Genomic DNA, 21,655 nt, shown 5'->3' with positions numbered 1-21,655 from the left:
AATCACACCCACGTCCGGGGACGGAAACGGTTGGCCCGTTCCACCAGTTCGATCCTCTCCTCGCCACGCCGTGCCAGCCGTGCGAGGACGCGGTACGAGCGCTCCAGTCCGAAGCGCAGGCCCCGCTCGTCCAGTTGACTGCCGAGCAGCGAGGTCCGGCCGGGGTCGGCACCCCGGCCACCCGACAGTACCCAGTCCAGGGCCGAGCCCAGAACCTCCGTCGCCAGCAACTCCTGCCGTTCCGGGTCCAGCCCGAACCTCCGCAGGGCCTCCACCTGGTCGGCGGCGGCCGAAAGATCCGCCAGCAGCGGCTCGTCCGGTGACCGGTCGCGCAGACGTGCGCGTACGGCCGCCACCCGCGCGGCGGTGTAGTGGATGGACGCCTCCGGTACGGATTCCAGCGTGCGGACGGCTCCGTCCCGGTCGCCGGCGGCCAGCTGGACCCGGGCGAGCCCGAACGCCGCGCTGACGAATCCCGGGTCGGTGATCCAGACCAGGCGGTAGTACTCGGCGGCGTTGTCCAGCTGACCCAGCACCTCCGCGCACAGCCCGAGGGCCAGCTTCGGCGCGGGCTCACCCGGGAAGGCGTCGTAGATCGCGTCGAAGGACAGCGCCGCTATCTCGTCGTCACCGGTGGCCAGTGAGGCGATGCCGCGGGCCCACACGACCCGCCAGTCGTCGGGATGGCGGGCCTCCAGCTCGGCCAGCGCGTCCCCGGCCGCCGACAGTTCGCCGAGCTCCAGCCGGGCGCGCAGCTCCCGCAGCCGCAGCTCGGCGGAGTCGGCGGGTGCCGAGGCCAGTGCGCCCAGCAGATCGCCGGGTGCGGAGGCCAGCAGACCGGTCAGGAAACCGGCGTTGGGGTCGGAGGCGTCCACCAGCGGCACGGGCAGCGCCAGTGCGCTGTCGCGGGCGTCGAGGGTCGTGGCGGGGTGCGCGGCCCCGGCCGGCGGCGGGACCACGGCGGCGGGCGCGGGTCCCGTCGCGGTCGCGGGAGCCTGCCGCGCCCGGGGCACGGCCGCCCCGGCCACGTGCGTGGCGGTGGTCCCGAGCCCGCCCCTGCCGGGGGCTGCGCCGGGCAGGCCGCCTCCGCCGAAGGGCGGGGTTGCGGCGCCGGACGCGGCGGGTCCCGCCGAAGTCGGTCCGCCGCCGGGCGCGGGATGCCGCGTACCCGGCGTGCCGGCGCCGAGCCGGGTCGGATGCGCCGGCGCGGACGCGCCGCCGGGCGTGGCGTGCCTCGGCCCCGGCGTGCCGGTCAGGCCGGCGCCCGCGGGCCCCGGCGTGCCGGCCGGCGGGGTGCCTCCGGCGAAGGCGGGCGGGTATCCGGCGGCGGATCCCGCCGAGGCGGCCGTGGCCGGCGCCGAGGTCCCGGGTCTGCCCGGTGCCGAAGCCGTCGGCAGGGCGGCCGGGCCGCGGCCCAAGCGGCTTCGCAGGCCGCCCCGGCGGGGCGCGACCGGGCGGTCACCCAGGCGGGAGACGACCGTGTCCGCGGTGTCCGTGCCGGTGAACAGCCGGGTGTCCGGCACCCGCAGTTCCGGGCCGAAGAGGGTGGACAGCTGCGGGCGCGGCCTGCCCGTCTGCAGCGCGACCACCTCCCGCAGCACACCGGTCAGCTGGTCGGCCATCTCCTGCGCGGAGGCGAACCGCCGCCCCGGGTCCGGGTCGGTCGCCCGGACGAGCAGCCGGTAGAAGGACTCGTACCGCCGGAACACCTCGATGTGCTCCGGGTCCGGCAGCGAATCCGCGAACACATTGGTGTAGCCCTGGAAGTCGAAGGTCAGGACGGCCAGCGTGCGCGCCACCGTGTACAGGTCGGAGGCGACCGACGGCCCCAGCTCGGCGACCTCCGGGGCCTGGTAGCCCACCGTGCCGTAGATGGCCGACTCCTCGTCGTCCATCCGCCGCACCGCGCCCATGTCGATCAGCTTCAGCTGGTCCTGCTGCTGGATCGCGTTGTCGACCTTGAAGTCGCAGTACAGCAGGTTCCGGCTGTGCAGGTGGCCCAGCGCCTCCAGCGCCTCGATGCCGTACGCGCACGCCTGTTCCACCGGCAGCGGGTCGCGCCGGCCGTCCGGCCGGCGCCGCTCGTTCGCGATCTCCTTCAGCGACTTGCCGCCGACGTACTCCATGACGATGTACCCGTCCAGCGAACCGGTCCGCTGGTCCAGGTGCTCCACGAAGTTGTAGATCCGCACGATGTTGGAGTGCTCGATCTCCGCGAGGAAGCGCCGCTCCGAGATCGCGGCCTCCATCGCGTCCTGGTCACCGGTGTCGAGGAGGCCCTTGAGGACCACCCACCGGTCCGCGACCGCCCGGTCCACCGCCAGGTACACCCAGCCGAGGCCGCCGTGCGCGAGGCAGCCCGCCACCTCGTACTGGCCGCGCACCACTTCACCGGCGCGCAGCTTGGGCACGAAGGAGTACGGGTGCCCGCACTTGGTGCAGAAGCCCTCCGTCCGGCCAGGCCGGTCCCCGCGGGCCCGGCCCACCGGGGCGCCGCAGTCCGAGCGCGAGCAGAACCGCTTGCGCTCGGGCACCTCCGGGTTCTCCAGGACCGCCGTCGAGGGATCGGGGCGCGGTACCTCCGGAACGCTGACCAGGCCGGCACCCAGCCGGCTGCGCCCCGAGGAGGGGGCGGCCGAGCCCGAACTGCGCACCGAGACCGAGCGGGTGGACGCCTGCCCGGTCAGGGACCGCGACAGCCGCCCCGACACCGAGCGGCGGGAGGAGGAGGACCGGGAGGAGCGGGCCGAGGCCGAGGAGCGCGCCGAACCGTGGGAGCCCTGTGACCCCTGGGATCCCCGGGACCCACCGGAGCCCAGGGAGCCGCGGGCCGCGCTCGTCATCCCCGTCGGCGGCGACACCAGCTCCTCCGCGCCCGCCGCGACCGAGCCGACCGGGGCCAGGCCGCAGGTGTCGCAGTACAGCTCGCCGCCGCCCATGTCCTCGTACGTCCCCGGGCAGCCGGGGCGAACGCACGCTGCTCCGCTCAGGCTCATGCGTCCTCCGTCCCCGGCCCGTCGGGCCGCTCTTCCCGGTGCTGCTCTGGCTGTTGTTCGGGCCGGTGCTGCGGCACCAGCGACTCCGCCGCCGCCTGCTGGTAGCGCAGGACGGCCTGTTCGGCGGCCCGCAGGTCGCAGGGCGCGCTCCACAGCATCCGCCGGGCCGTGTCGTACCTCTCGATGAGCAGGGGGTCCTCCGCCAGGCCGTGGCGGGCCACCTTCGCCCTGTAGGCGTCGAGACGCCCGCGCAGCTCGGCCCGTACGGCCAGCGGTGCCGTCACCGCAGTCAACGATTCGCGGGCCCTGCGCAGTTCCTCCTCGGCCCGCTCCTCCAGGGATTCCAGCAGCGGGGAGAGCCGGTGCCAGCGCGCGTGGCGCCGGTGGTCGGCCGCCGTCGCGAGCTGCTCCTGGAGCACCGTCGGCGGGCCGCTGACCACGGGCACCTCGGACGCGGCGATCTTCGCCAGCACCTCTCCGCGCGCCGTCCGCGCCTCCGCCAGGGTCCGGTCGGCCCGCGAGAGCACGTCGCGCAGGCTGATCAGCCGCTGCTCGGCGTCCTGCCGTACGGCCAGCACCGCCTCGACCTCGCGGCGTACGTCCTCCAGGGCGAGCGCGGCCCGGTCGTAGCGACCGGTGTCGGGGCGGCCGCCGCCGGGCGCGGAACTCCCGGCTGCGGGCCGCCAGAAGGCCAGCGGATCCGCGATCACCTGGGCGCGCAGGTCCGTGAGCTCGGCGGTGATGTACTCCAGGTCGTCGCCCGAGGGGTGTTCGCCCGGGCGCACGCCCACGGAGTGGGCCAGTGAACGGGTGCGGTGCAGTTCGGCGGCGAGCAGGTCGATCCGGGCGGGCAGCGCCGACCAGACGGCGTCTGCCGCGACCACCACGTCGAGCGAACGCGCGTAGAGGTCGTTCATCCGGGTCACGAGCTCCGCGAGGGAGAGCCGCTCCGCCAGTGCGGCGCCCTCGGTGGCGGCCCCGGCGATCAGGACCCCGGGCCCGCGCAGCCGCTCGGTCAGTTCGATCAGGTCGTCGCGGCCCGGCCAGCGGCGCCGCTCACGGATCTCCCGGGCGGCGGTCAGCGCCCCGCTGTAGGCGTCGAAGTACGTCCACAGCCGGGTGATGTCCGCGTCGGCGCCCGCCCACCGCTCCTTGGTGAGACCGGTCAGCGCGGCGCCCTCCAGCAGCCGGCGCCCGGCGTGGTCCTGGAGGGCGAGCAGCGAGGTCTCGACGGCCTCGTGCTCGGCGCCCAGCCTCGTCAGGGCGCGGTCGACGCCGTCCCGGTCCATCACTGCAGACCCCGCCTCCACCGACTGTGCCTCCGCTTCCGCTGCCGCCTCCGTGTGCGCTTCCCCGTTCCCCTCCGTGTCCGACCTCGTGCCCGGTCCCGTGCCCGAAATCGCCACCGGCCTCAGCCGTCCCGGTACTTGGGCGCGGGCGGCCCGGTCACGCCGGGCAGCACGGGCTGGAGGTGCTTGAGGTACGCCTTCATCCACGGGCTGTCATTGCCGCCCGCGCGGTAGTTCTCCAGCACCTTGTTGACGCGGCGGACCAGGTCGGGGGCGTCCTTGTTCATCGCGACCCCGTAGAACTCGCGGGTGAAGGGCGAGCCCACCAGCCGCACCGAGGGGTCCTGCGCCGCCTGGCCGGCGGCGAGGGCGTTGTCCGTGATGATGCCGTCGACCTCGGCCAGCTGGAGCCGGACCAGGCAGTCGAGCTGGTTGGCCACGGTGACCGGGGCCGCGCCGTAGGACTGTGCCTTGAGCGCGCTCTCCGCGGTGGAACCGGCCGCGACGCAGATCCGCTTGTCCTTCAGCGAGGCGTCGTACCCGGTGATCGGCGAGCCCTTCGGGGCCAGCACCTGCTGCCCGGCCTCGAAGTAGGCCGTCGAGAAGGCGACGTCCTCCAGCCGCTTGCAGTTGATGGTCATGGTCCGCACGACGATGTCGACGCGGCCCTCCTGGAGGGCGGGGATGCGCTGGCTCGTCGGGATGGCCCGGTAGATGACCGCGTTCTCGTCGCCCAGGATGTCCTTGGCGATGGCCTTGACCAGGTCGATGTCGAAGCCGTCGAGGCGGCCGCCCTCCGCGGTCTGGTTGCGGTACCCCCAGCGGAAGCTGTTCTGGTCCACGCCCGCGACGAGCTTGCCCGCCGCCTTGATCCGCGCGATGGCCGCCCCGTCCACGTCGGACGGGCGCAGGCTGGCCTCGGGGTCCTGGCAGGTGTCCGAGAGGACCCAGGGGGCCGCCGGGGCCGCCGGTGCGGGCCCGCGGGCGGGGACGCCGGGTGTGGTGTCCGGAGTGGCGTGGGCCAGCGGCAGCAGTACGACCGCGGCCGTCATGGCGCAGGCGACCGCCATCGCGCTCACACCGCCCCAGCCGCGCAGCCGGCGCGCGGCCCGCCGGACCCCGGACACCGGGCCCGGGACACGCGTGCGTACCTCGTGCTCCTCGTACTCCTCATGGCCTTCGGCGGCCCGCCTCGCCCGTATCCGCATCGCTCTCACCTGTACTCCGAAAGCCTGCGCCCGATACCGAGCAGGGCCGCTGTCGCGCCGATGACCACCAGTACCGCCGAGCCCGTCACCAGGCCGCCCAGCGCGCCCAGACCGTTCTGGGCGGCGCGGGTGAACTCCCGCTGCTCGTGGGCGACGGCCTGTTCCAGGGAGGCGTCCACCGTGTCGAAGGCGGCGCCGCTGCTCTCCTTGTGCTGCGCGTCCCCGACGACCTGCGGCAGTGCGGCTTCGTAGTCGCCCTTCAAGTCCGCCTCCCGGGCCGCCGTGTGCCGCTGCTTCCACTGTTCGACGCCGTCCACGGCCCGGCTCACGGGCGCCCGGCCGTCATCGTCGTCGGCCAGCCGCAGCGCGGTCGCGAGCCCCGCGTCCAGCTGCTTCATGTTGTTCGTGAAGTCCACGTCGTACTTGTCGGACTTCTTGTCCTCGGCCAGTACGGCGCCCCGCGCGATCAGGGTCAGGTTCTCACTCGCACGGGCCTGGAGGGAGGCGATCCGCGCGTCGTTGAGCACCTTCATCGACTCCTGCCCGTCCGTGCGGGCTTCACTCAGCGAGGAACGCGCCACCGTGTGGCCGACGGACAGCCAGAGCAGCACCACCACGGAGGCGGCGGTCGCGGCCACCAGCCCGTGGTTGAAGACCCGGTTCGTGTGGCGGTAGTTGCGCCGCTGCGCCCACACCAGGGCGGCCACGGCGAGTACGCCGAGGCCCAGCGAACCCAGCGGCCAGGCACGGGCGTCGTCGTCGTCGGTGTGCAGCCGGCGGGTCTCCGCCTCGTACAGCCGCTGGGCGGCGGGCAGCAGCTGGGTGGTCATCTGTTCGTTGGCGTAACGGAGGTATGCGCCGCCCAGCGGCAGGCCCTGCCGGTTGGTGGCCCGGGCCTGCTCGATCAGGCCGGTGTAGCGCGGCAGCTGTTCGCTCAGCAGGGTGATCTGCTCGCGGGACTCCTTGCTGCCGCCGGTGTTGGCGGCGGCGCTCACCAGCAGGCGGGAGGCGTTGGCGATGTCCTTCTCGTAGCGCTGGCGGACCTCGCGCGGCTCCTGCGCGCCGAGGAGGAACCCGCTGGAGGAGGTGGTGTCGGCGTCGGCGAGCGAGCGGTAGATGCTGGCGGCGTCCGCGCTCAGCGGCTGGCTGCGGCCCACGACGTCGTCGGCGGCGGTGGCCCGGGCGGAGATCTCCCACACGCTCACCGTGCCGAACAGCACGATCAGTGCGGCCAGTACCGCGCCGATGATCCGCAGCCGGCCCGGCTCGGTGGTGGCGGCCTCACGCAGCCGCTGCACTCCCTCGGACCAGGCGGTGCGCCGCCCAGGCGGCCCGTCGGGCGGCGACGCCGGTGCGCCGGCGGGCGGCGCGGAGACACCACCCCCGGGCGCGGGCGCGCGTGATGTGATCGCCACCATGACCTCCCCCTCGGTCCTGTCGTCCCCCGGCCGGCGCCGGGAGATCCCCCTGCGCAGCAGCAGTATGGCCGTAGTGCCGGTGGACCACAGCACCCGGTGCTGGATCCGGGGCGATCCGCCCCCGGGGGTGCCTTTCGTCACCCCTTCACCGTCAATACGCGCTTACGGCCGTAACGGTTCCAGACCGGGCGCCTTCCGGGGCGGGTTCAACCGAAATGGGCACGGAGTTTTCCGTGGGCCTCCGCCGCAGCCCCGAGCGCGTCCAGACCGAGCAGCCCGGCGCCCAGCACCGGAGGCGCCGTGACCACCGTGATCCGGGCGCGCGGGGCCCGTTGGGCGAAGCCCGCCGCGATCCGGTCGTCGAGCCCCGGGTGCCGGGCCGCCAGCACCCCGCCGCCCAGCACCACCGGCACCTCCTCGGCCAGCAGGCCCAGGCGGCCCAGCGCCACCACGGCCATGGCGACGACCTCGTCGGCCTGACGGTGCACCAGCGAGAGCGCCACCGGGTCACCGGCGTCGGCCACCTCGAACAGCACCGGGGCCAGTTCGTGCCGCCGGCCGGCCGGCACGTCCCCCAGGTGCATCGCCTCGATCAGCGAGGCCATCGAGGCGTGCCCGAGCCGGGCGGGCAGCGCCCGTGCCAGCTCCGTCGGCGCGCCCCGGCCGTCCTCCGCCCGGGCGGCGAACCACAGGGCCTCCTCGGCCAGTCCGCCCCCGCCGCCCCAGTCGCCGGAGATCCGCCCGACCGCGGGGAAGCGCGCTGTCCGCCCGTCCGGGGTCATCCCGACGCAGTTGATGCCCGCCCCGCACACCACCGCGACGCCCCGCGGCTCCGCGCCCGGTGGCAGGCCGGCGCGCAGCAGCGCGAAGGTGTCGTTGTGCACCGCGGTGGCGCGTCCCCAGCCGCGGCGCTCGATCTCGTCCGCCAGCCGCCGCTCCTCCACGGGGAAATCGGCGTTGGCGAGGCAGGCCGACACGTGCTCGGCGACGGGCCCGGACCCGGCGCCGGAGGGCACCCCCGCCGAGGCCAGCGCCTCGGCCAGGACGTCCACGGCCGCGGCCACCCCGGTGCGGGGCGGCTGGAAGCCCCCGGCCTGCCCGGCGGCCAGCACGGACCCGTCGGAGCCGATGAGCGCGACGTCCGTCTTGCTGTTGCCCGCGTCGATCGCGAGGACGGGAGGGAGGGGCACCGGGCGCGCAGGGGCCGCGGGGGCCACGGGGGTCACGCCCATGGCAGGTGCTCCTTGTTGTGGGCGAGGAGCCGGTCGGTGAGCCCTTCGGCCAGGTCGTACTGGCCGATCAGCGGGTGCGCGAGCAGCGCCTTGAACACCCGCTCGCGGCCACCGCGCAGGGCCGCATCCAGCGCGAGGTCCTCGTACGCCGTCACGTGTGAGACCAGCCCGGCGAACAGCGGGTCCAGGCGCGGAACCGGGAGCGGCACCGGGAGCGGCACGGGGCCGGAGCCGCCGGCGGCGCGCACGCGCGCCTGGACCTCGATCACGGCGTCGTCGGGCAGGAAGGGCAGCGTGCCGTTGTTGTAGGTGTTGACCACCTGCACGTCCGTGCCGCCGCCGCCCAGCAGGGCGGCCGCCAGGTCCACGGCCGCCTCCGAGTAGAAGGCGCCGCCCCGCTTCGCCAGCAGCGCGGGCTTCTCGTCGAGTGCCGGATCCGCGTACAGGGCGAGCAGTTCACGCTCCATCGCGGCGACCTCCGCGGCCCGCGAGGGCTTGGTGCCCAGCTCCCGTACGACCTCGTCGTGGGAGTAGAAGTAGCGCAGGTAGTACGAGGGGACGGCGCCGAGCCGGTCCAGCACCGCCCGCGGCAGCCGCAGGTCGGAGGCGACGGCCTCCCCGTGCGCGGCGAGCAGCCCGGGCAGCAGGTCCTCGCCGTCCGGGCCGCCCCGCCGCACGCCCAGCTCCCAGGTGAGGTGGTTGAGGCCGACGTGGTCCAGGTGGACGTCGGACGGGGCCAGGTCCAGCAGGGCGGCGAACTTCCGCTGGAGGCCGATGGCGACGTTGCACAGCCCGACGGCCCTGTGCCCGGCCCTCAGGAGGGCCCGGGTGACGATCCCGACCGGGTTGGTGACGTCGATGATCCAGGCGTCGGGGCTGGCCCGGCGGACCCGTTCGGCGATGTCGAGGACCACGGGGACGGTGCGCAGGGCCTTGGCGAGCCCGCCCGCGCCGGTGGTCTCCTGGCCGACGCAGCCGCACTCCAGGGGCCAGGTCTCGTCCTGGAGCCGGGCGGCCTGCCCGCCGACGCGCAGCTGGAGGAGGACGGCGTCGGCCCCGGCGACGCCCGCGTCGAGGTCGGTGGTCGTGGTGACCAGGCCGGCGTGGTCCTGCCGGGCGAAGATCCGGCGGGCCAGGGCGCCGATCAGCTCCAGCCGCTCGGTGGCCGGGTCGATCAGCACCAGCTCCTCGACCGGCAGGGTGTCGCGCAGCCGTGCGAAGCCGTCGATCAGTTCGGGGGTGTAGGTGGAACCGCCGCCCACCACTGCGAGTTTCAACGTCGTCAGCCTTTCACGCCGGTCAGGGTGACTCCCTCGACGAACGCCTTCTGGGCGAAGAAGAAGAGGACGATCACCGGGGCCATGACCAGCACGGTCGCGGCCATGGTCAGGTTCCAGTTGGTGTGGTGCGCCCCCTTGAAGGACTCCAGTCCGTAACTGAGGGTCCAGGCCGCGGGGTTGTCGGAGGCGTAGATCTGCGGGCCGAAGTAGTCGTTCCAGGCACAGAAGAACTAGAACAGCGCGACGGCCGCGATCCCGGGCCTGGCCATCGGTACGACCACGCGCAGCAGCGTGCGGACCTCGCCGCAGCCGTCCACGCGCGCCGCGTCCAGGTACTCGTCGGGGATGGTCAGCAGGAACTGGCGGAGCAGGAAGATCGAGAAGGCGTCGCCGAAGGCCATCGGGACGATCAGCGGCCACAGGCTGCCCGACAGGTCGAGCTGCCTGGCCCAGAAGAGGTACATGGGGATGACCACCACCTGCGGCGGCAGCATCATCATCGCGACCACCAGCATCAGCGACAGGTTGCGCCCGCGGAAGCGGAACTTGGCGAGCGCGTACGCGACGGGCACGGAGGAGACCACGGTCAACAGAGTGCCCAGTCCGGCGTACAGGAGCGTGTTGCGCCACCAGGTCAGGAAGCCCGGGGTGTGCCACACCCGGGCGTAGTTGCCCCACTCCCAGGTGTCGGGCCACAGGTCGCGGGTCAGCGCCTGCCGGTCTCCCATCAGCGAGGTGAGCAGGAGGAAGACGAAGGGGAGGACGAAGAAGAGGGCGGCGGCCACGCCCAGCGAGTGCACCGCGATCCAGTGCAGTACGGCCTTGCGCCGGTGGGTGCCGCCGGCCGGTGCGTGCGTGCTCATCGTCCTGCTCCGATCAGACCGCCACGGCGCCGCATCAGAAGTGCGGTGAAGGCCATGGAGAGGGCGAACAGGACCAGCGCCACGACGCACGCGGAGCCGTAGTCGAAGCGCTGGAAGCCGAGGTTGTGGACGAGCTGGGGCAGGGTCAGGGTGGACCGGTCCGGGTAGCCCGGCTCGAACTGCTGGCCGGAACCGCCGATCACCCCGGCCGCGACCTTCCCCGCCACCAGCGGCTGGGTGTAGTACTGCATGGCCTGGATGACCCCGGTGACCACGGCGAACATGATGATCGGCGAGATGTTGGGCAGGGTGATGTGGCGCAGCCGCGCCCAGGCCCCGGCGCCGTCCAGCTCGGCCGCCTCGTACTGCTCCTTCGGTACGTCGAGCAGCGCGGCCATGAAGATGACCATCAGGTCGCCCACCCCCCACAGGGCGAGGGCGGTCAGCGCGGGCTTGGACCAGTCGGCGTCGGTGAACCAGCCGGGGGCGGGCAGCCCCACCGCGTCCAGCAGGGTGTTGGCCGGGCCGGTGCCGGGGTTGAGCAGGAAGACGAAGGCGAGGGTCGCGGCGACCGGCGGCGCCAGGTAGGGCAGGTAGAAGAGGGTCCGGAAGACCCCGACCCCGGTCTTGATCTTCGTGGCGAGCAGGCCGACGCCGAGGCCGAAGACCACGCGGCAGCTCACCATCACCACCACCAGCCACAGGGTGTTGCGCATCGCCGGCCAGAACAGCGGATAGTCGGTGAAGACGTAGCTCCAGTTGTCCGCGCCGTTGAGGGCGGGCGGGCGGAAGCCGTCGTACTTGGTGAAGGAGAAGTACACGGTGGACAGCAGGGGATAGGCGAAGAAGACCGAGAACCCGATCAGCCAGGGGGACATGAAGGCTGCGGTCCGCACGGCGGACCGCAGGCGCTTCGACCGCGGGGCGGCGGCGGCTGACATCGGCTACTCCGCCTTCGCGATGTCCGTGTCGATCTGCCGGTCGACCTTGGCGAGTCCGGCCGCGATGTCGGGGACGTCGCCCTTCTCGACCGCGTACGCGAAGTCCTGGAAGGTCAGCTGGTAGGTGCCGCCGTCGGCCCGGGCGGGCGTGGTGCCGGACTTCGGGTGCCGGGCGATGTCGAGGAAGGTCCGCAGCTCCGGGGTCACCTCCAGGTCAGGGGACTCCAGGGCGGCGAGCGTGGACGGCACGTTGTGGATGGCGTTGGCGAAGGCCACCACCGCCTCGGTGTCGGTGGTCATGTACTTGACCAGTTCCCAGGCCGCGTTCTGCTTCCTGCTGCCGGAGGCGATGCCGACGACCGTGCCGGAGAGGTAGCCCTTGCCGTAGTCGGCGGCCTGGTCGTCGGGGACGGGCAGCGGAGCCGTGCCGATCTCGAAGCCGACACCCGCCTCCTCGGCCATGGGGACCCGCCACTCGCCGTCGATCTGCATGGCCACCCGGCCGGTGTGGAAGGGGTGCTCGGCGCTCCACTCGTCGCCGAAGGTGCTGCGGAACCGCTCCAGCTTCTCGTATCCGCCGAGCGCCGCCACCAGGTCCTTCTGCGCGGTCAGCATCTTCGCGAAGGCCGGGTCCCGGGAGAGGTTGGAGCGGCCGTCGGCGTCGAAGTAGGTGGGGCTCCACTGCGCGGCGAGCCGCATGGGGGTGGTCTCGTAGCCGTGGAAGGTGGGCATCAGGCCGACCTGCTCGTAGCTGTCGCCCGAGGCGTCCGGCTTCGTCAGCTTCTGCGCGACCTCGACGAACCGGCTCCAGGTCCTGGGGGGTTCGGTGATGCCGGCGGCGGCGAAGGCGGTCTTGTTGTAGACGAGGCCGTACGCGTCGTTCAGCAGCGGCAGGGTGCACTGGTTGCCCTTGAACTGCGTGTATTCCAGCAGGGTCTTGGGGAAGACCTTCGTCTTGTCGACGCCCGACTTCTGCAGGAAGGGGTTCAGGTCGGCGAAGGCGCGGGAGTTGCAGAACTTGCCGACGCTGTCCGTGGTGAAGGAGGAGACCACGTCGGGGGCCTTGTCCCCGCCCGCGCGCAGCGCCTGGTTGATCTTGTCGTCGGTCATGTTGCCGGTGACCTCGACCTTGATGTTCGGGTGCGCCTTCTCGAAGCGGGCGATGCCGTCCTCGATCGCCTTGACCTCGCCCGGGGCGGACCAGCCGTGCCAGAAGGAGAGGGTGACGTCCGCCTTCGGATCGTCGGTGGCGGAGTCGGCGGTCCGGCCCGTACAGGCCGTGGCGAGTGCGGATATCGCCGCGAGGAGGGCGGCTGCGGTGGTCAGGCGTCCGGTTCTGGGCATGGCGGGGCTCGCTCTCTGCGGGAGGGAACTTCCGGTGGGGGCCTGGGGGTGCCGGCGGAGCGTGGTGCGCGGAGCGTGTGTGCGGCGGAGCGTGCGGGGGCGGCAGGCGCGTGAGGGCCGGTGGGGCGGGGCGCGCGCGGGGCGCGGGGGTCAGCGGGAGGTGTCGAAGACCTCGTCCCGGGTGGTGGCCAGCGCGCTCTCCAGCGCGCCGTGCAGGACGGGCCGCTGGAGGACCTCGCCCGGGACCAGCCGGGGGCGGGAGGGGGCCAGTTCGGCGAGCTCGGCCTCCAGCAGCTCGCGCAGCGGTTCGCCGCCCGCGGCGATCGCGGCCCCCGCCAGGACCACGATCTCCGGGTCCAGTACGGCGACCAGCGAGGCGAGACCGGTGGCCAGGGCGGTGGCGTACTCCTGGAGGAGGCGCAGGTGCGCCCCCTCGGGCGCGGCGGCGGCCCGGGCGAGCAGTGCGACGGCGGCGGCGACCTCCGGGCCGTGCGGGCCGGCTTCCGGGGGGTCCTGCGGGCCGGCGGCGGGCTCGACGCCCAGTTCCGCGGCGAGGCGGGGCAGCCCCTCCACACCCGCCAGCTCCTGGTAGCCGCCGGAGTTCGCCCGGGTGACCTGCCGGACCAGGGGGCGGCCGGGAACGGGCAGGAAGCCCACCTCGCCCGCGCCGCCGGTCCAGCCGCGGTGCAGCCGGCCGCCGAAGACCAGCGCGGCGCCGAGGCCCTCCTCGTTCCACAGCAGGACGAAGTCCTCGTGCCCGCGGGCGGCGCCGAGGCGCTGCTCGGCGACGGCGGCGAGGTTGACGTCGTTCTCGTACTCGACGGGCATCGGCAGGGCCGCCGCCAGGTCGTCGAGGAGGGTGGGGGAGTGCCATCCGGGGAGGTGGCTGGCGTAGCGCAGCCGGCCGGTCTGCGGGTCGAAGGCGCCGGGCGTGCCGATGACCACCCGGTGCAGGTCGGAGCGGTGCAGCCCGGCGGCCTTGACGGCCCCGCCGAGCGCCTCGGTCACCTGGTCGAGGGCTCCCGCGCCCTCCGTGTACGGGACCTCGTGGGTGGCGGTCACGGTGCCGGTCAGGTCCGCGACGGCGGCCAGGACGCGCCCCGGGGCGACGTCGAGGGCGGCGACGTACGCGGCCCGCGGGTTGATGGCGTACAGCTGGGCGCTGGGGCCGGGGCGGCCGCCGTCGGTGCCGGTGGCCACGACGAGTCCGGCGGCCTCCAGGCGGGCCAGCAGCTGGGAGGCGGTGGGCTTGGACAGCCCGGTCAGGTGTCCGATGCGGGTCCGGGACAGCGGGCCGTGCGTCAGCAGGAGATCGAGTGCGGCCCGGTCGTTCATGGCGCGCAACAGGCTGGGCGTTCCGGGCGTGGCGGCGGGCATGCGGCGGCTCTCCCTCACCGAGGCGATCTGTTAGGTAAGTTTCCTATCACTGTTCGAGCCCTGTCAATGCCGCTGCCCCGCAGGTCCTGTCCGTGAGGACCGGCCTGCGGGGCAGCGGGCGTGGCGGCGGACCGGGCCGCTACTTGGTGATCCGCGGGCCGGACGGCGGCGGGATCGGGGCGGTGGCCAGGGACTGCGGCGAGGCGGGGTTCGCCAGCGCGGACGGCGCGGCGACGGAGGCCGACGGGTCCGCCGGGGCCTCGTCCTCCTCGTCCGCGGCCGGCACGCCGCCGATGATCCGGATGCCCGCGGCGTCGAAGGCCTCCTTGATTCGCCAGCGCAGCTCCCGCTCCACGGCGAACTGCTGGCCCGGCATCGTCTTGGCGGACACCTTCACCGTCATCGAGGCGAGCAGCACCTCGTCCAGGCCCAGGACCTCAACCGGCCCCCACAGGCGCTCGTCCCAGGGCGACTCCTTCGCCATCGAGTCGGCGACCTGCTGGACCACCTCGCGGATCCGCGACAGGTTCTCCGAGGGCTTGACCTGCACGTCCACGGCCGCGGTCGCCCAGCCCTGGCTGAGGTTGCCGATCCGCTTGATCTCGCCGTTGCGCACGTACCAGATCTCGCCGTTGTCGCCGCGCAGCTTGGTCACGCGCAGGCCGACCTCGATGACCTCGCCCGAGGCCACGCCGGCGTCGATCTTGTCGCCGACGCCGTACTGGTCCTCCATGATCATGAAGACGCCGGAGAGGAAGTCCGTCACCAGGTTGCGGGCGCCGAAACCGATGGCCACACCGGCCACACCGGCACTGGCCAGCAGCGGGGCCAGGTCGATCTTCAGGGCGGCCAGGACCATCAGCGCGGCCGTGCCCAGGATCAGGAAGGACGCCACCGACCGCAGGACGGAACCGATCGCCTCCGACCGCTGGCGCCGCCGCTCGGCGTTGACCAGCAGCCCGCCGAGCGCGGTGCCCTCGACCGCCTCGGCGCTGGTGTTCATCCGGTTTATGAGCTTGGTCAGCGCCTTGCGGACCGCCGAGCGGATCACGGCCGCTATCACGACGATCAGCAGGATCCGCAGACCGATGCTCAGCCAGGTGGCCCAGTTCTGCTCGATGAAGCTCGCGGCTTCGGTGACGCTCTCCTGCGCCTCCTTGACCGAAGCGGGCGTGTCCGGGACATCGGCTGCCAACGGCAGCAGAGCGGCGGGCCAGGGCACGACAGGAACCTCCAGATGTAGCGGTCTGCCCGTCCGGGGGTGTCCCCCCGGACGGGGTCCGGGGGCGGCTGCGCGGGCAGACCAACCACACTAACGGGGCAATCCCTTCACCTTGGTGCCGTGTTCGAGGGAGAGACCAGACTCACCTGGGGATGACTGACTGTGGTTGAAAACACCTCGGACCCGTTACGGGCGAGTGGTGGCGCTTCGACCAGCCGTAAGGAGAGACTGGAGAGCAGATCGTCCCGGCGCGAGCCACGCGCCGCCGACGTACAAGGAGGCAGTCCGTGCCGCACGTCCTGGTCCTCAACGCGTCGTACGAGCCCCTCGGCGTCGTACCGCTCCGCCGCGCGCTCGTCCTCGTCCTGGAGAACAAAGCAGTCTCCCTGGAGGAATCCGGCGCCTATCTGCACAGCGCGACACGGGTCGTCAGCGCGCCCAGCGTGGTACGGCTCAAGCGCTTCGTGCGGGTCCCCTACCGGGGGCCCGTTCCACTCACCCGGCGCGCCCTGTTCGCGCGGGACGGCGGCCGCTGCATGTACTGCGGCGCCGTCGCCACCAGCGTCGACCACGTCATTCCGCGCAGCCGGGGCGGACAGCACGTCTGGGACAACGTCGTCGCGGCGTGCCGGCGCTGCAACCACGTCAAGGCCGACCGGCACCTGCTGGAACTGGGCTGGCGCCTGCGCCACCAGCCGGCCCCGCCCTCGGGCCTGGCCTGGCGCATCATCGGCACCGGGCACCGTGATCCCCGGTGGATGCCGTACCTCCAGCCGTACGGGGCCGACGACGCACTGGAGCGGATCGGGATCAGCGTGGCAGCCTCCTGAGGGTCCCCGCCCCCCGGACCCAAGCGCCGGCGCGGCTGAAGCCGGCCCCGCCGGCGTTCGAGGCGCGAGGTCCGGGGCGGAGCCCCGACAGGGCTACGGCGTGACCGCGTAGGCCTCCGCCGACCAGAGCGAGCAGCCGTAGCGCGTCGCGCGGCGCTCGCACGTCACCCTCAGGAACCGGGTGTCCGGCGCCGGAGCGTTCAGCCGGAGCGACTCACGGCCGCCCTTGGAGGACGTGACGGCCGCGGCCGGCCGCCAGGTCACCCCGTCGGCCGAGGTCTCCACCCGGTAGGCCGACGGGTACGCGTCCTGCCAGTGCAGCTCCAGCCGGCCGACCCGGGCCGGGGCGGACAGCTCCGCCTGCCACCACGCCCCGTCCACCGCCGGTGAGGACCAGCGCGTGCTCGGGGAGCCGTCCACGGCCGCCGAGGCCGGGAAGGCCGCCGTCTCGTTCGCCGAGGAGCTCGCCCGCGCGGTGCGCAGCAGGTCCGGCCCGCCGGTACGGGGCACCGCCCGCACCGTCAGGGTGCGAGACTCCCCGTCGAAGGCCACCGGGACCTGGTAGGTGCCCGGCCGGGTGTTCGCGGCGACGACGACCTCCAGCGGTATCGACGCCCGGCCGCCGCGCGGGACCACCGCGGTCTGCGGGAGGCGCACCTCGATCCCGGCCGGCGCCCGGGCCGACAGCGGCCCGCGGACCTCGCCGGGACCCAGGGCGGAGAGCTGGGCGGTGACCCGCTGCGGGGCGCCGCCGATCTCGGCGTCGGTCCTGCCGCCGTCGGCCAGCTCGAAGCGGGCCCGGGGGCCGTCGCCGAACCACGGGACCACCTGGTGCACCACGGGCGCGGCCCCGGCCCAGGCCAGGCGCACCGCGTCCGCGCGCAGCCCCGCCGTGTCGATCTGGGTCCAGCCCGAGGCCGCCGCGTCGCCGACCTTGCGCCAGCCCTCGCCCGGTACGTGGGCCTCCACCACGGCGCCCCGCGAGCCCGCCGGGAGCGGGTCCGTCATCACCGTCACCGCCGACACGGGGCGCACGGCGTCCAGCCGCACCGTCCAGGCCTGCGCGTCCTTCGTCACCGCGCCGGTCGTGCGGGTCGCCCCGGTCCAGGCGTCCGCCTCCGTCGCCGCCTTCTCCAGGAAGGGGTCCATGACGGCCTTGTCCACCTGGGCGGGGCCCGGCTCGGCCAGCGCCTCGCGCGCCTCGGCGAGGGCCCGGGAGGCCTGCCAGGCGGCCGCCCCGTCCCCGCGGGCCTGGGCCTGCAGGACGTCCACGGCCAGTTCGCCGGCCGTTCCGTAACGCGAGAGCCGCTCCAGCCAGGGACCCGCCTCGTCCGACAGGGCGGTCAGCCGGGCCGGGGCCTCGCGCAGCACCGTGAACGCCTTGCGCAGCTCGGTCCCGGCCGCCGGATCCCCCGCGGCCCGGGCCTTCCAGAACTGCTCGACCAGCGGCTTCAGGTACGCCGACTCCTCCTGCTTGAGCCCGGAGGAGGTGGTGTTCCCGGCCAGTGCCGCCACCGCCTCGCGCTCCCGCGGGTCCGAGCCCGCGAGGTCGCGCACCGCGGCCTGCCAGGACTCGCCGGCCCGGTAGCCGCGCGGGTTCCAGGCGAAGTCGGCAGCCGTGAAGAGGGGGATGCGCGACAGGATGGGCTGCTGCATCGCGTTGGACAGCAGGGCCGCCGAGCCGCCCGCCACCGCCGGTTCGCGCCCCGCGTACGGGCCGAGGAAGATGCGGCCCGGATCCCAGTCGTTGACCGGGTAGTTGTCCATGGTGATCAGGGGCTGCTGACCCAGCGCGGAGCGCGCCCCGGCCAGTTCGCGGCCCGTGATCGTACGCGGCACGACGCCGACGCCGGTCCAGGCCACCTCCACCCGCGCGTCCAGTCCGCGGGCCAGGGCCGTCCGGTAGGCGGTGGCGCCCTCCTGGTAGTACTCGGTCGGCAGCAGCGACAGCGCGGGCGCCCCCGGATACCGGGAGGCCAGGTGCTTGGCCAGCTCGTTCGCGACCTCCGCGTGCGCCTTGGCTGCGGCCTCCGGGCCCCTGCCGTACTGCTGCACGTCCGCGCGGCAGCCCCACTCGGTGTAGCTGACGTCCTGGAACTGCACCTGGAAGGCGCGGAAGCCCAGGTCCCACATCGAGTCCAGCTTGCGCCCGAGCGCCGCCCGGTCGGCCGCCGACGACAGGCACATGGACTGCCCCGGGGTCACCGCCCAGGCCAGCACGACCCGGTTGGCGCGGGCCCGCTCGGCCAGCCTGCGGAACTCTTCCTGCCGCTCCTTCGGGTAGTCCTCGCGCCAGCCCGTCGTGCGGTACTGGTCGTCGCCGGACGCGATCAGCATCCGGTTCTGCTTGGTGCGGCCCATGAAGTCCAGCTGGGCCAGGCGCTGCTCCTCGGTCCACGGCTGCCCGTAGAAGCCCTCGGTGATCCCGCGCACCGGCGCGGCCGGCCAGTCGCGGACCAGGACGCCGGGCACCTTCCCGCCGCCCGCGGCGAGCAGCTGACGCAGGGTCTGCGCCGCGTGGAAGAGCCCCTCCTCGCCGACGCCGGCCAGGGCGACGGTGTCCCGCCCGGCGGGCCGCCCCACGGCGAGGCGGTAGCCGCCGTTCGGCAGGTCCGTGGCCGCGGTCGCGCCCAGCGCCAGCAGCGCTTCCTGCGCGCCCGCGTCCTGGAGCCGTACGACGGTGCCCCGCCCGGGCAGCGGCTCCCCGGGCTCCGGCTCGTGCAGGGTCTTCACACCCGCCTTGCGCAGCGCCTCGCGCACCACGCGGACGGCGTGCGGATCGGCGTCGGCCGGTGCCACCAGCACGGCCTCCCGGCCGAGCGGCACCTCGCGCGCGGGATCGGCGGCCATCGACTGCGGCCGGGGCCACACGGCGGGCCCTTCGGCGGCACTGCGCGGGGTGTCCGCGCCGGGGTCGAGCACGGGGCCGACGGTGCCGTTGGCGCCGACACCGGCGGCACCGGCCGCGCCTGCGGCGCCCGGTGCGGTGGTCGGACCGTCCGGGAGGGAGGGGCTCGCGAGGAACCCGAGCGGCGCGGACGCCACGGCGCCGCCGAGCAGCGACCCGATCACCGCGATGGCGGCGGCCGTCGACCTTTTCCTGCCCCTGAGCTGCACAGAGCCTCCTCGCCGCGAGACGTCCCCCGCTCGTACGAATGAGCCCGAGCCCACCACCCGTGCGGCTTGAGTGTCAATGCGGGTGGGTGATCTGCCCCGGATCTGCCAGGAATGCGGCCCCTCCGAGTGGGTATGGCTGCGTTGTTCCCCGGCGGCGTCCCGCTTTTGTGCTCCACGCTTCTGACTCACCCTCACCCCCCCCTGCCCGCACGCACGAAGGAGCGCCCGTCCATGGACGACCTGGCCCGGCTCGCCGCCCTCCACGGCATCGCCACCGCCTACCAGCCCGCCCCCGACGTCACCGTCCAGGTCCCCGAGGCCACCATCAGAACCGTCCTCGGCCTGCTCGGGGTCGTCACCGACGACGCCGAGAGCATCCGGGTGTCCGCAGAGGAGGCCGCCGAGTCGGCCGCCGGGCGGCTGCTGCCGCCCACGGTGGTGCTCTGGCAGGGGGAGCCGGTCGCGTCGCTCCCGGCCGGGCTGCCGCCGGGCAGCAGGGTCGCGGTGGTGGCGGAGGAGTCGGGCGAGGAGTTCGCCTGGGGGCCCGGACTCCCCCTCGGGGTCCACCGGATCACCGCCGAGGCCCCCGACGGGCGGACCGCCGGGGCCACCCTGGTCGTGGCCCCCGAACGGGCCCCCGCCGCGCCGGAGCGCGCCCACGGGCTGCTCGTGCAGCTCTATTCGGTGCTCTCCGAGCGCTCCTGGGGCATGGGCGACCTCGGGGACCTCGCGGAACTGGCCCGCTGGGCGGCCGTGACCCACGGCGCGGGCTTCCTCCAGGTCAACCCGCTGCACGCCTCCCTGCCGGGGACACCGACCGACCCCTCCCCGTACCGGCCGTCCTCGCGGCGCTTCCCGGACCCGGTCCACCTGCGGATCGAGGACGTCCCCGAGTACGCCGACTGCCCCGACCGGGAGGCCCTGGCCGAGCTGGCCGCCCGGGGGGCCGCGCTGCGCCACGAGGTGCTGGAGAAGGGCGCGTTGATCGACCGGGACGCCGTCTGGGCGCTCAAGCGCCAGGCCCTGGAGCTGCTGTACGCCGTCCCGCGCACCCCCGAACGGGAGGCGGACTACCGCGCGTTCTGCGCTCAGGGAGGCGCCTCGCTGGACATCCACGCGGGCTGGCAGGCCTCCCGCACGGGCGAGGACCCGAGGACGCGCACCGACTTCCACCGCTGGCTGGTCTGGCTGACGGACGGCCAGCTCGCCGCCGCCCAGCGGGCCGCCCGCGAGGCCGGCATGAGCGTCGGTATCGTGCACGACCTGGCCGTCGGGGTGCACCCGGGCGGTTCGGACGCCTTCGAGCCGGCCCTGCACGCCCGCTCCATCTCGGTCGGGGCGCCGCCGGACGCCTTCAACGCGCGCGGCCAGGACTGGGGGCTGCCGCCCTGGCGTCCGGACTCGCTGGCCGGCTCCGGCTACGCCGCCTTCCGGGCGCTGCTGCGCGGGGTGTTCCGGTACGCCGGCGCACTGCGCATCGACCATGTCATGGGCCTGTTCCGGCTCTGGTGGATCCCGGAGGGCACCCCGCCCGCCGAGGGCACCTACGTCGGCTACGACGGCGAGGCCATGCTGGCGGTCCTGGTGCTGGAGGCGCACCGGGCCGGGGCCCCGGTCATCGGTGAGGACCTGGGGACCGTGGAGCCGCACGTACGCCGGGAGCTGGCCCGGCGCGGGGTGCTCGGCACGTCGGTGCTGTGGTTCGAGCGGAACTGGTCGGGCGACGGGAGCCCGCTCGCCCCCGAGGCCTGGAGGGCGGACTGCCTGGCCACCGTCACCACCCACGACCTGCCGCCCACGGCCGCCAAGCTCGCCGGCGGCCATGTGGAACTGCGCGACCGGCTCGGCCTGCTGACCCGTCCGGCCGAGCGGGAGCGGGCCGAGGACGCCGCCGACACCGCCGAGTGGCTGGCCCTGCTGGACGGGCTGGGCCTCGACACCAAGGGGGAGGAGGCCGCCGTACAGGCCCTGTACTCCTTCCTGCTGCGCACCCCCGCGCGCCTGGTGGGCGTATGGCTGCCGGACGCCGTGGGGGACCGGCGGCCGCAGAACCTGCCGGGCACCTGGGACCAGTACCCCAACTGGCGGCTGCCGCTCGCCGATGCCTCGGGCAGGCCCCTGACGCTGGAGGAGCTGATGTCCTCGCCCCGGGCGAACGCGCTGCTCAGCGCGGTGCGGGAGGGAGCGGGTCCCCGTACGGCACCCCCGGGCGCGCGCAGCGTTTAGGTGTTCGCTACGTTTGCACCGTGGACAAGAAGAACGCTCTGCGCGCCGGCGCCGTCTCGGCCGGAACGACGCTGATGATGCTGCTGATGACGTCTCCCGCTCTCGCGCTGACCCGCGACGACGGCGACGACCCGGGCCCGGGCCTGAGCATCGGCGAGACGCTCGGCCTGTACGTGGCCCTGCCGATCGTGATCTTCCTGGTCATCGTGGGCCTCGTGATGGCCCTCGACAAGTCGGACAGGCCGAAGAAGAAGCAGGCCTGACCCGGTCCGGCCCCGTGGGGGCCGGAGCCGTGTGACCTTCCGGGCGCCG

Annotated in this window: 14 protein-coding genes and 1 pseudogene; 3 read left to right on the top strand and 12 right to left on the bottom strand. The window is 74.1% G+C overall.

Translation table 11 applies throughout. The features are described from left to right. Positions 1–2 precede the first annotated feature (2 nt). The 11 genes and pseudogenes from E6U81_RS34675 to E6U81_RS34625 all read right to left on the bottom strand — a co-directional run bounded on the left by E6U81_RS34675 (position 3) and on the right by E6U81_RS34625 (position 15,170). On the bottom strand, positions 3–2,996 hold the full coding sequence (locus E6U81_RS34675; protein ID WP_136233973.1) for a serine/threonine-protein kinase: 2,994 nt from the start codon (positions 2,994–2,996) through the stop codon (positions 3–5). Further along, on the bottom strand, positions 2,993–4,285 hold the full coding sequence (locus E6U81_RS34670; protein ID WP_136233995.1) for a hypothetical protein: 1,293 nt from the start codon (positions 4,283–4,285) through the stop codon (positions 2,993–2,995). Before E6U81_RS34670 ends, E6U81_RS34675 begins: the two co-directional genes overlap by 4 nt. 122 nt (positions 4,286–4,407) lie before the next feature. After that, positions 4,408–5,355: a glutamate ABC transporter substrate-binding protein gene (locus E6U81_RS34665; protein WP_240804190.1), complete on the bottom strand. Its 948-nt coding sequence runs from the start codon at positions 5,353–5,355 to the stop codon at positions 4,408–4,410. Positions 5,356–5,498: 143 nt separating this feature from the next. Then, entirely contained in the window at positions 5,499–6,911 is a 1,413-nt protein-coding gene (locus tag E6U81_RS34660; protein WP_240804189.1) for a hypothetical protein, read from the bottom strand. A gap of 206 nt (positions 6,912–7,117) precedes the next feature. Continuing rightward, a complete protein-coding gene (locus tag E6U81_RS34655; protein WP_136233971.1) occupies positions 7,118–8,143 on the bottom strand; it encodes a BadF/BadG/BcrA/BcrD ATPase family protein in 1,026 nt (341 codons plus the stop codon). Continuing rightward, positions 8,134–9,420 carry a 6-phospho-beta-glucosidase gene (locus E6U81_RS34650; RefSeq protein ID WP_136233970.1) on the bottom strand — a complete coding sequence of 429 codons (1,287 nt, stop codon included), beginning with the start codon at positions 9,418–9,420 and terminating at the stop codon, positions 8,134–8,136. Before E6U81_RS34650 ends, E6U81_RS34655 begins: the two co-directional genes overlap by 10 nt. A gap of 5 nt (positions 9,421–9,425) precedes the next feature. Further along, positions 9,426–10,286: pseudogene (locus E6U81_RS34645) on the bottom strand (carbohydrate ABC transporter permease). Beyond that, on the bottom strand, positions 10,283–11,227 hold the full coding sequence (locus tag E6U81_RS34640; RefSeq protein WP_136233969.1) for a sugar ABC transporter permease: 945 nt from the start codon (positions 11,225–11,227) through the stop codon (positions 10,283–10,285). The pseudogene E6U81_RS34645 and the gene E6U81_RS34640 overlap by 4 nt, the downstream one beginning before the upstream one ends. Before the next feature lie 3 nt (positions 11,228–11,230). Then, entirely contained in the window at positions 11,231–12,571 is a 1,341-nt protein-coding gene (locus E6U81_RS34635; protein ID WP_136233968.1) for an ABC transporter substrate-binding protein, read from the bottom strand. A gap of 150 nt (positions 12,572–12,721) precedes the next feature. Continuing rightward, positions 12,722–13,948, bottom strand: a complete 1,227-nt coding sequence (locus tag E6U81_RS34630) for an ROK family transcriptional regulator (RefSeq protein WP_136233967.1) — start codon at positions 13,946–13,948, stop codon at positions 12,722–12,724. 139 nt (positions 13,949–14,087) lie between these two features. Then, positions 14,088–15,170 carry a mechanosensitive ion channel family protein gene (locus tag E6U81_RS34625; protein WP_240804186.1) on the bottom strand — a complete coding sequence of 361 codons (1,083 nt, stop codon included), beginning with the start codon at positions 15,168–15,170 and terminating at the stop codon, positions 14,088–14,090. A gap of 287 nt (positions 15,171–15,457) precedes the next feature. Here E6U81_RS34625 and E6U81_RS34620 point away from each other — a divergent pair, with 287 nt between their 5' ends. Next, complete coding sequence (locus E6U81_RS34620) at positions 15,458–16,000, top strand: HNH endonuclease (RefSeq protein WP_136233966.1); 543 nt, start codon at positions 15,458–15,460, stop codon at positions 15,998–16,000. 93 nt (positions 16,001–16,093) lie between these two features. Here the strand turns inward: E6U81_RS34620 and E6U81_RS34610 are convergent, their stop codons facing one another. After that, positions 16,094–19,117, bottom strand: coding sequence for a beta-N-acetylglucosaminidase domain-containing protein (locus tag E6U81_RS34610; protein ID WP_136233964.1), 3,024 nt, complete (start codon positions 19,115–19,117; stop codon positions 16,094–16,096). Between the two features lie 231 nt (positions 19,118–19,348). On the opposite strand from E6U81_RS34610, the gene E6U81_RS34605 reads away from it, so the two are divergent. Beyond that, complete coding sequence (locus E6U81_RS34605) at positions 19,349–21,343, top strand: 4-alpha-glucanotransferase (RefSeq protein WP_136233963.1); 1,995 nt, start codon at positions 19,349–19,351, stop codon at positions 21,341–21,343. Positions 21,344–21,363: 20 nt separating this feature from the next. Next, positions 21,364–21,606 carry a hypothetical protein gene (locus E6U81_RS34600; protein WP_030650150.1) on the top strand — a complete coding sequence of 81 codons (243 nt, stop codon included), beginning with the start codon at positions 21,364–21,366 and terminating at the stop codon, positions 21,604–21,606. Positions 21,607–21,655 lie beyond the last annotated feature (49 nt).

The organism is Streptomyces sp. A0592 (assembly GCF_004795115.1).
GTDB lineage: Bacteria > Actinomycetota > Actinomycetes > Streptomycetales > Streptomycetaceae > Streptomyces > Streptomyces erythrochromogenes.
This window is presented reverse-complemented; position numbering and strand designations above follow the sequence as displayed.

Bases quoted from the DNA above. Each gene is read 5' to 3' on its own strand.
- E6U81_RS34665 (WP_240804190.1), bottom strand. From the start codon at position 5,355: ATGGCGGTCGCCTGCGCCATGACGGCCGCGGTCGTACTGCTGCCGCTG.
- E6U81_RS34675 (WP_136233973.1), bottom strand. From the start codon at position 2,996: ATGAGCCTGAGCGGAGCAGCGTGCGTTCGCCCCGGCTGCCCGGGGACG.
- E6U81_RS34635 (WP_136233968.1), bottom strand. From the start codon at position 12,571: ATGCCCAGAACCGGACGCCTGACCACCGCAGCCGCCCTCCTCGCGGCG.
- E6U81_RS34630 (WP_136233967.1), bottom strand. From the start codon at position 13,948: ATGCCCGCCGCCACGCCCGGAACGCCCAGCCTGTTGCGCGCCATGAAC.
- E6U81_RS34605 (WP_136233963.1), top strand. From the start codon at position 19,349: ATGGACGACCTGGCCCGGCTCGCCGCCCTCCACGGCATCGCCACCGCC.
- E6U81_RS34655 (WP_136233971.1), bottom strand. From the start codon at position 8,143: ATGGGCGTGACCCCCGTGGCCCCCGCGGCCCCTGCGCGCCCGGTGCCC.
- E6U81_RS34660 (WP_240804189.1), bottom strand. From the start codon at position 6,911: ATGGTGGCGATCACATCACGCGCGCCCGCGCCCGGGGGTGGTGTCTCC.
- E6U81_RS34640 (WP_136233969.1), bottom strand. From the start codon at position 11,227: ATGTCAGCCGCCGCCGCCCCGCGGTCGAAGCGCCTGCGGTCCGCCGTG.
- E6U81_RS34670 (WP_136233995.1), bottom strand. From the start codon at position 4,285: ATGGACCGGGACGGCGTCGACCGCGCCCTGACGAGGCTGGGCGCCGAG.